The following is a 1197-nucleotide window of genomic DNA, read 5'->3' on the forward strand; positions in this document are numbered from 1 at the left end:
ACTCGCTTATGCCATCCGGGAAAACTACCAGCATATGCATGGGCGCCCACTAGAGCCCGACACACCAGTGATGCTCTATCTTGAGCGCAGCCTGGAAATGGTGGTGGCTATACTGGCTGTACTTAAGGCGGGAGCGGCCTATGTGCCTGTGGCACCTGAGTTTCCACAGGCACGAACCCTGTTCATGGTTCAAGATACCCAGACGTCAATCGTGCTAACTCAGCAGGCGCTGACAACGAAACTGGAAGAGTGGACGTCGGCGTTAGATACTCCCCCGTCTGTTCTTGCGATCGATGATGCCGCGGCTTTTGCGCAGCATCCAACCAGCAACCTCCCGGAGCACTCGTCACCGAGTGACCTTGCCTACATACTGTACACGTCCGGCACCACTGGGCAACCTAAAGGCGTAATGCTACAGCACGATGGGGTCGTCAACCGCATCCACTGGATGCAGAAGCAATATCCGCTAACCCAAGCCGACCGCGTGCTTCAAAAAACGCCTTACGTCTTCGATGTCTCGGTATGGGAACTGCTCTGGGCCAACTGGGTTGGTGCGGCCATCGTGATGGCTGAGCCAGATAGCCATAAGGACCCACAGCAACTCTGTCAGGCGATAGTTCAACATCAAGTTACAACGCTACACTTCGTACCTTCGATGCTGCAGGTTTTTGGCCAGTTTTTAGCTGAGCAAGACCGCTCGCTGCCAGCATCAGTCCGCTGGGTTTTTGCCAGTGGCGAGGCGCTCTCTGCTACTCATTGTGACTTATTCAAACAAGTACGCCATCCTCAGGCCCAGCTTCACAACCTATACGGTCCAACAGAAGCGTCCATCGATGTGACTTACTATGACTGTCAGAAGCTGAAAGGCACCAGTGTTCCGATTGGTCAGCCTATTGATAATATTCAGCTCTATGTCTTATCTGAACAAGGCAAACCCGTTCCAGTGGGTGCACCGGGTGAGCTATACCTTGGCGGGGTTGGCGTTGCGAGAGGTTACCTTCATCGTGAGAAGCTAACGCAAGAACGTTTTGTTCCCAACCCTTTTGACACTGATGGGCAAGCCCCGCGTTTATACAAGACTGGTGACCTCGTTCGTTGGCTCCCTGATGGGCACCTAGAGTACTTAGGCCGCAATGATTTCCAAGTGAAAATTCGTGGCTTACGAATTGAGCTTGGGGAAATAGAACAAAGGCTTGC

At 53.0% G+C, this 1197-nt stretch carries 1 protein-coding gene; it reads left to right on the top strand.

The genetic code is table 11. The features are described from left to right. A partial coding sequence (locus OH455_RS23170) for a non-ribosomal peptide synthetase (protein WP_269982934.1) occupies window positions 1-1197 on the top strand: 1197 nt, incomplete at both ends.

The sequence above is a fragment of the Vibrio sp. T11.5 genome, assembly GCF_027587155.1.
Taxonomy (GTDB): domain Bacteria; phylum Pseudomonadota; class Gammaproteobacteria; order Enterobacterales; family Vibrionaceae; genus Vibrio; species Vibrio neptunius.